At 35.3% G+C, this 7796-nt stretch carries 6 protein-coding genes; all 6 read left to right on the top strand.

Annotation, left to right across the window (positions count from 1 at the left end):
• Positions 1–381: hypothetical protein (locus tag NC818_07370; protein ID MCM8784561.1), on the top strand; the 381-nt coding region annotated here is incomplete at its 5' end.
• Between the two features lies 1 nt (position 382).
• On the top strand, positions 383–877 hold the full coding sequence (locus tag NC818_07375; GenBank protein MCM8784562.1) for a hypothetical protein: 495 nt from the start codon (positions 383–385) through the stop codon (positions 875–877).
• Positions 870–2339, top strand: a complete 1470-nt coding sequence (locus tag NC818_07380) for a hypothetical protein (protein MCM8784563.1) — start codon at positions 870–872, stop codon at positions 2337–2339. Before NC818_07375 ends, NC818_07380 begins: the two co-directional genes overlap by 8 nt.
• 1 nt (position 2340) lies before the next feature.
• Positions 2341–6387, top strand: coding sequence for a hypothetical protein (locus NC818_07385; GenBank protein ID MCM8784564.1), 4047 nt, complete (start codon positions 2341–2343; stop codon positions 6385–6387).
• A gap of 15 nt (positions 6388–6402) precedes the next feature.
• Positions 6403–7494, top strand: a complete 1092-nt coding sequence (locus NC818_07390; protein MCM8784565.1) for a hypothetical protein — start codon at positions 6403–6405, stop codon at positions 7492–7494.
• A gap of 11 nt (positions 7495–7505) precedes the next feature.
• Positions 7506–7778, top strand: a complete 273-nt coding sequence (locus tag NC818_07395) for a hypothetical protein (GenBank protein ID MCM8784566.1) — start codon at positions 7506–7508, stop codon at positions 7776–7778.
• Positions 7779–7796: the final 18 nt, after the last annotated feature.

Raw genomic sequence — 7796 nt, forward strand, 5'->3', positions numbered from 1 at the left:
ATTGATTTTTTTGATGGGATAAATAGCGGTGAATTTATAAAATTAAAGTTGAATTTATATAGTCGGCTGGGGGAAGTTTTTTTAGGGATAGTTGATAATAAGATGATAGGGGCTGGTGGAATATATAAGGTTGGTTCAAATACGGGTTGCGTCTGGATAATTTTAAGCAAGCAGGCAAATAAACATCTTAAAGAACTTATTAAGATAATAAAAGAAAAATTTGAAGAAATGAAATTCAAATATAGGCATCTAGAGGCGTTTTGTGTTGATAACATCAAAACTACCAAATTTTTGGAAATTTTAGGATTTAAAAGGAAAAAAGAGTATCCTAAATATTCCAACGGAAGGGATTTTGTTTTATATAACAAGGAGTTGGTGTAAGATGGCTTTTGCGGTAGCACATCCAGTTATTACAAGTTTAATTGTAGCTGGGGCAGGAATGGAAATAGCTTCACAATATCAACAAGCCAGAGCATACCAAGAGCAAGCAGAATATAATGCCCGTGTTGCAGAACTTCAAGCCCAGCAGGTAGAAAGAGCCCAAAAATTAGAGGAATACCGCCTAAACAGAGCAAAAGAAGCGTTGTTGGGTAAACAGCGGGCTTTATACGCTAAGGCAGGTGTATCTTTGGAAGGAAGTCCTTTAGAGGTTTTGGCGGATACTGAAGCGCAATATCAGTTGGATTTGTCGGTTTCTCGTTATAATGCTGATGTGCAAAAAAGAAGATTGGGTTATGAGGCGGGTTATCAAAGATATGCAGGAAAACAATATATGCGTGCTGGGTATTTAGGAATGGGAACAACTTTATTAACTACTGGAACAAAATTAGGTTTATTGGGTTTACCCCAGAATACAGGAGAAAATATAAATGCCTAAAATTCCTATCTATGAAAGTCGGTTAGATTTAACCGAAGAAGCCCCAGCCCCTCGTTTAACTTCCACTCCTCCAGCGGTAACTGTAAGTCAAGCCCTGGGGGAAATGGGAGAAGTTCTTACTGAAATAGGATTAAAGTTTCGCAAGGCTGATGTAGCAAGGCAATTAGCCCAGGCGGAACTTTCTTTAAGAAGACAACTTGAACAACTTGAACTTGAGGCGTTAACTGACAATAACGAATATGATGAGGAAGAATTTAACCAGCAGTATATATCAAAACTATCTGGAATTAAACAGGCGGAGTTGAAAAAATTAACTTACCCAGAAGCAAAAAACGAATTTCTCAATCTTTTTGACCGCTACTCCATCTCTTCTGAAATTAATCTTAAAAAAATCCATAGACAAAAAATAATTGATTTAGGCAGGGGTGCATTTGAGGCGTTGGAAACAGATTTAATCTCAAGTTATGCCCGCATAGATGACCAGAAAGCAAAAGAAGTTTACAAAGACCAAATAATTAAAGAAATAAATAAGGCATATGAGACAGGATTTTTAAAACCACAAGAGAAGAAAGAAAAGTTAACGAAATTAGACTATAACTTACAGAAGGCACAAATATATTATGACATTTTGTATAAACCAGAAGAAGCCCTGCAGGAATTACAAAAAGGAACTGTTGGCTTTTTTAATAAAATATCCGAAAAAGAAAGAATGGAATTCATAGATGAAATCCGAACAAGATTAGATAGAATTAAAAGAGAAAATAAACAAGCAATTGCTGTGGCGCAAAATCAAAATGAGTTAGAAGATTTAAAGCGTTTTTGGGCCGGAGAATTAACGGTTGAGGAGGTAAAACGACAAATAGAAGAAGGTAAAATCGGACGACCTTTTGGATTATCGCTGATAAAAAATTTGCAAAATCCTGTAAGAAAAGAACGCCCGTTAATAGAGCAATTGACAAAGTATAATGAGTTAGTGGAAAGAAAAAACGAGTTGTTAGGAAAAGGCGGTTCATTTGATAAAATAACAAGATATAGGGCGGATGCGTTAAAAGCGGTGCAGGAAGGTTATATTACTGAAAGTCAATTTAAGGATTTATTTTCTGATACCGCTGACATTGCTTTCAAAAATAAAGAATTTAGAAATGCTTTGAAAAAATCAAAACTATTTTCTTCTTCTTATACTACTCCCGAAGAACAGGTAAAGGTAAAGGCAGAATTGTATGGTAATGTGTTACAAAAAGTAATAACGGGTAAAAAACCACAGGAGGCACTTATAGAAGCAATTAATGAAAAATTAGAGGAAGATATATATGCCGCTGGCGATACTAAAAATTTCTTACAAGATAAAAGAATTGTAAAAAAGATAAATGAATTAAGAGCACAAGGAAAATCAGATAAAGAAATTGCGGTTTTTTTAAGAAAAGCGGGTTATAATCCGAAATTTTACGATATAAAAGAATAATATGGAAAATCTTGTTGTGGAAGAAAAAAATCCATTTGAGGATATTGAGAACGAACCACAGGAAGAAAATCCTTTTAAAGATATTGAGAAAATGTCCTTTGAAGGATTTGTGGTATCTTCCGCACCCACTTTACCCGAAGCAATTAAAGCAGGTTGGTATGAGGGAATGGCAACTTTAGAATATGGTAAATACGGAAGCAACGCAATGTGGGGAAAAATAAACGATAGAGAAGCAATTGAGAAAGCAGATAGCGCAAGAGATTATTGGCTTAAACAAGCCGCATCTTACGGAGAATTTTCTTTTGGAAAACAGCCTGTTAAAACAATTGCAAAGGGAACAACTTCGCTTTTGCCTTATATAATTACATCGCAAACAGAGGCGCTTAAATGGGGACTTGTTACGGGCGGGATACTTGCGGGTAGGGCTGCTTTAGTGGGACAAACTCTTTTACCAGCTTTACCAGAAGAAGCAATTACTGTGCCCGGGGAATTTTTAAGAGGATTGGGCACTGGATACTCCGTCGGAGTTATTAAAAATTGCGTTGATGTAGAGGGCGGTTCGCTTTATCTGGATTTAATCAAAAAAGAAATTAAACCTGAAGTAGCCAGACCAGTTGCTATTGCTGCTGGAACTGCTATTGGTATAGTTGAACTCTGGGAATTTAATGTATTAGGCAAACCGTTTAAGAAACTTTTTGGAACACAGGGCTTAAAAAATATAGCCAATAATCCTTTAATCAAAAATGCTATTATAAAAGCATTGGGTAATTATAGTAAGACATTGGGGGTTAATATAGCGCAGGAAGAAATACAGGAAGTAATCTCTTTGGTTAGCGAAAGTTTGGCATCGGTAATTGATAAAAATCCCGAAGGATTGCCGAGTTTAACAGAGTGGAAAAATAGATTGAGCGAGACCCTTACCCAATCAGCGATAAGTATGTCTGGAATTGGGATACCAGGAGCGGTTGTTGATGTAGCAACTGGTATTAAAAAGCAAGCGGTAGTAGAAGAAAAACCAAAACCAGCATCTCTGTTAGAGAAAGCGATAGCGGAAGAAATTGTTCCTGTTTCTGAAGTAGAACCCGCTATACCAAAACCTGAAATAGAACCTGAAGTTAAAGAAACTCCCCAATTGCCGCCCATATCTCCAGAAGTAAAAATTACCCCCGAGAAAATCAAACCCGATTTGTCTGGTATATCTTCTTTACAGAAAGAAATTCAAGCATTAAAAGAGAAGCAAACAAAAGCAGAAGTCGCTAAAAATGCTTTGCAAGAGATAGATAATGTTCGTAAATTCCTTAAAAACAAAATTGCTTACAGAGAAGAATTAAGTGAAATACCGCCTCATTATATCGCTAAAAAAGAAGGTATGGAAACAAATGAAATAATAAATGAACTTCGTAATCGTTTTAATATAGAAGTGAACAATGAAATTGGGCTTAAAGAATATCTACAAAATCTTGAACAAACACACAAAAATCTAATAGAAGAAATAGAAGCCAATCGCCCAGGTTATATTACAAAAAAAGAAACCACTTACTTACAAGAAAAGATTAAAGCGATAGAAACGGGTTTTAAGGAAGGCGTTAAATTAACCAGAGAGGAAATTAAAAACTACCAAAATGAATTAACAGACGTATTAAAAGAAGCGAGAATTCCTTCAAAAGACAAGGGACAATTTTTGACACTGATAAAAAATGTTCAAACCCAGAGCCAATTCCAAAAAGCGATTGATAAATTAACCGAACAGATAATCGCATTAAAAGAAAAAGCTGAAAGAAAGGAATTAATAACCGATATAAAAGATATTTTTAATAGATTAGATACCAAAACTTTAGATATAAAATACCGAGACCAATTAAACGCTATAAAAGATAGATTTCTTTTAAAGAAAAAAGGGCTTGCTCCTTCTACCATAGAATTTATCAAAAGGATGCAGGCGGAAGGCGAAGAAATAAATATACCTGAAGAAAAACTTGCTTTGCTGGATAAGGTAAAACTTGAGGACTTAACCACCGAAGAATTGAAAAGTTTAAATGAAACAACCCAGCGTTTATATCATTTGGGAAAATTAAAAAATAAATTAATCTCAAATATCAAAGAACAAAATTTTGAAAAGGTTAAAGGCGAAATAATAAACCTTATTTCCAAAGGAAAGGGCTTAACCGAAGATACCCCCATTGTTAGAATTTTAAGAGAGGAAAACAAAAACCTAAAAGATAAATCTATAGAAAAGATTAAGGATTTTATTATAACCAATCTACGACCTCAATTACTTATAGATATTTTAGATGATTTTAATAATGATGGAATTTTCCATAAAACAATCTGGGAGCCACTTGTAAAGGCACAAGAGATGGAATTAACCGAAACTCATAAAATAATTGAAATTATAAAGGATGTTCATAAAAATTGCAATTTAGCGGAACTCTTTGCTAAAAAATATAATATCGGTAGATTTAAAGGAATAACTAAAGATATGGCGATGTTTGTTTATGCTCACTCTCTTAATGAAGCAGAAAGACAACATCTATATGGCACGGGCTTTACCGATGAGGATATTCAGGTTATAACCAATTTTCTTTCAGAAGATGAGAAAAAAGCAGTAAGGGATATGCATCGTTTTTATGATGAATATCAGTATTACAAAATAGATAAAGTTTATTCGCAGTTAGAAGGCGTTCATTTAGGGAAAGAAGACAATTATTTTCCAATAGATAGATTAGAGGATATCTCTTATAACAAAGAACTTGAGCAGGATATATTAGAAAGAGCATATGTGCGTAGGGCGGGTGTGGCAAAGGGATTTACTAAAGAAAGGGTCTCATCTACAAAGGGTTTTTCTGAATTATCTTACTTTAAGACTATTTTAAGAAATCTCTGGAAGGTGGAGCATTATAAAGCGTTCGCTTTGGCGATAAGGGATGTTAATAAAATTTTAAACGATACAGAAATAAGACATACAATACAACAAAAGTATAGTAAAGAGTTTTGGCGAGTTTTAGATAAATGGGTAAAAGATGTTGCTTATGGATTTGATAATAGACAAACCCTTAATAATGTGGAAAAGGTTATTCGCTGGCTACGCATTAATTACGTTACTGCAGTTATTGGCGGAAATGTTTTATCAATGATGAAAGCCCCTGTTTCTTTATTGCAGGGTATGGAAGTAGCAGGAAAGTCAAATACTATTAAGGCATTGTTTAAATTTTTCTTATCTCCATTAGAATGGAATAAAAACATAAACGAAAAAAGCGTCCTGATGCGTCATAGAACAAGAATTTTAGATAGAGAATTAACCACGCTTTTAAATAGACATTCTGGGGTGGGTTGGTTAGGCAAAACTTCAATAAAACAATTTATAGGAGAAAAATCTATACTTCCCTGGACAATAATAGATAAGATTACTTGCGATATTGTCTGGCTTGGGGCTTATGAGGGAGCGATTAAAGACGGGATGTCTGAACAGGAAGCGATAGATTTTGCTGATAAAACAATAACAAAAACCCAACCTATAAGCGGGGCGTTATATCTTCCTGATACTTTTAGAGGTGGAGAGTGGCAAAAGTGTCTTACATTATTTAGAAATCAACAAAATCAAAATTTTAATCTATTGGTGGAAAGTATCTTAAAGAAAAAAGAAGGTAAAATTAGATGGGGTAGATTTACCAATGATATGTTGTTTTTTGTTTTAGTTCCTGCTTTTTTTATTGGATGGATAAATCGCAAAAGAATACAGGAAGACCTTACTGAATTTGCTTTAGATGTATTAAATAGCGGGATAGGGGGAATATTATATATAGGCAGTATAATCAACATTTTTGTTAGTGGTTATACCGCAGATACTCCTTTAGGTTCATTATTTGAAGATATAAAAATACTCGCTCAAACTAAAAATATGTGGAAAAAGTTAGATAGATTTATGCAGATTATAAGTAAAATAATTGGTATACCTTATATTAGTATAAAACGCATCATATCTGGAAAACCTTTGGGCGAAACAAAAGAGAAAACTAAAATTAAAGGTCAATTAAAACCACTTTTTTAATAAACGGAGGAAAAAATGACAGTATCTAACCAAACTTCAAAGGTGGTATACGACGGGGATGGCTCAACAACGGTTTTTCCCTACACCTTTAAAATTTTTCAGGAGGAGGATTTAGAGGTAATTTCACAGGACACTTCAACGGGCAACGAAACAACTTTAACTTTAGGAGCGGATTACACTGTAAGCGGGGCTGGAAATGAGGGCGGGGGTAATGTAACGCTGGCAACCGCTTTAGCGACAGGAAAGAAATTAATTATCAGAAGGAATTTAGCTCTTACTCAAGAAAACGATTATGTGGAAAACGACCCCTTTCCAGCTGAAAGCCACGAAAAAGCTCTAGATAGACTTACTTTTATTAGCCAACAGTTAAAAGAAAAAATTGACAGAACGATTTTACAGGACAGCACAAAGACCGAACCTATAAGATTTCCAGCTCCTGTTGCGGATATGGTTGTTGGCTGGAAATCAGACGCTTCTGGGCTTGAGAACAAAGATGTGGAGGAATTGGGGGCGATAACAGTTGATACGGACAACACTTTATCCTCTAACTCCGATGAAAAGGTCGCTTCCCAAAAAGCCACTAAAACTTATGTGGATACCAAAGATGCACAAAATGTAAAACTTACAGGTAATCAGACTATAGCGGGAGTAAAAACCTTTTCTTCTATTCCTGTTTTACCCGCTTCCGACCCGACTGCTGACAATGAGGCAACAAGAAAAAAGTTTATTGTGGATAAATTTGATACTTCCACGGGACACGATCACGATGGAACAAACAGCAAAAAAATTTCAGGCAATCAATTTGGCTCTTTGGAAAGTAAAAATATCAACACGGTTTATCAAGCCCTGACAGACGGATTTGTGATATGTAGACTTTACGGTGATGGAAGCACAGAACAACGGCAGGATGCGGTTGGATACACCGATAATAGTAACCCGCCAACTACTGCGGTTGCTTCTGCTAGCATGCAGTATGCAACTTCGGTGAATATAAGAGATAATTCTTTTTGTATGCCTGTTAAAAAGAACGATTACTGGAAGGTGGTGCGTACCGAAGGGGGCTCTGGAAATTATGTTTATTTATATTGGATACCGCTTGGCTCATAAAGGAGGTAATTATGGAATTTGAAGTTAAAACGGGATATGGGTATTTTAGGGACAAATATGGTAACATCGCCGCAAAAGCGGAATTACCGAGGGGGATACATCTCTTAAAGGATGGGTATATTTATTGCGAGGTTGATAGCCAGGAAGATTTGGAAAAAATTCAAGTTTATATTCCTTTACTCACAAAAGAAGAAATTGAGGAACGAAAAATTAAAACTGAAGCGGATGCGTTTTTGCGAGAGCAAGCCATACAACGATTAAAGGCGAGGGGTGAAATTAAGTAAGAAATCCCTTGCGTTTAG

It is taken from the genome of Candidatus Omnitrophota bacterium (assembly GCA_023819145.1).
Classification (GTDB): Bacteria; Omnitrophota; Gorgyraeia; order DTHP01; family DTHP01; genus JBFWKV01.

Bases quoted from the DNA above. Each gene is read 5' to 3' on its own strand.
- NC818_07395 (MCM8784566.1), top strand. From the start codon at position 7,506: ATGGAATTTGAAGTTAAAACGGGATATGGGTATTTTAGGGACAAATAT.
- NC818_07385 (MCM8784564.1), top strand. From the start codon at position 2,341: ATGGAAAATCTTGTTGTGGAAGAAAAAAATCCATTTGAGGATATTGAG.
- NC818_07390 (MCM8784565.1), top strand. From the start codon at position 6,403: ATGACAGTATCTAACCAAACTTCAAAGGTGGTATACGACGGGGATGGC.
- NC818_07375 (MCM8784562.1), top strand. From the start codon at position 383: ATGGCTTTTGCGGTAGCACATCCAGTTATTACAAGTTTAATTGTAGCT.
- NC818_07380 (MCM8784563.1), top strand. From the start codon at position 870: ATGCCTAAAATTCCTATCTATGAAAGTCGGTTAGATTTAACCGAAGAA.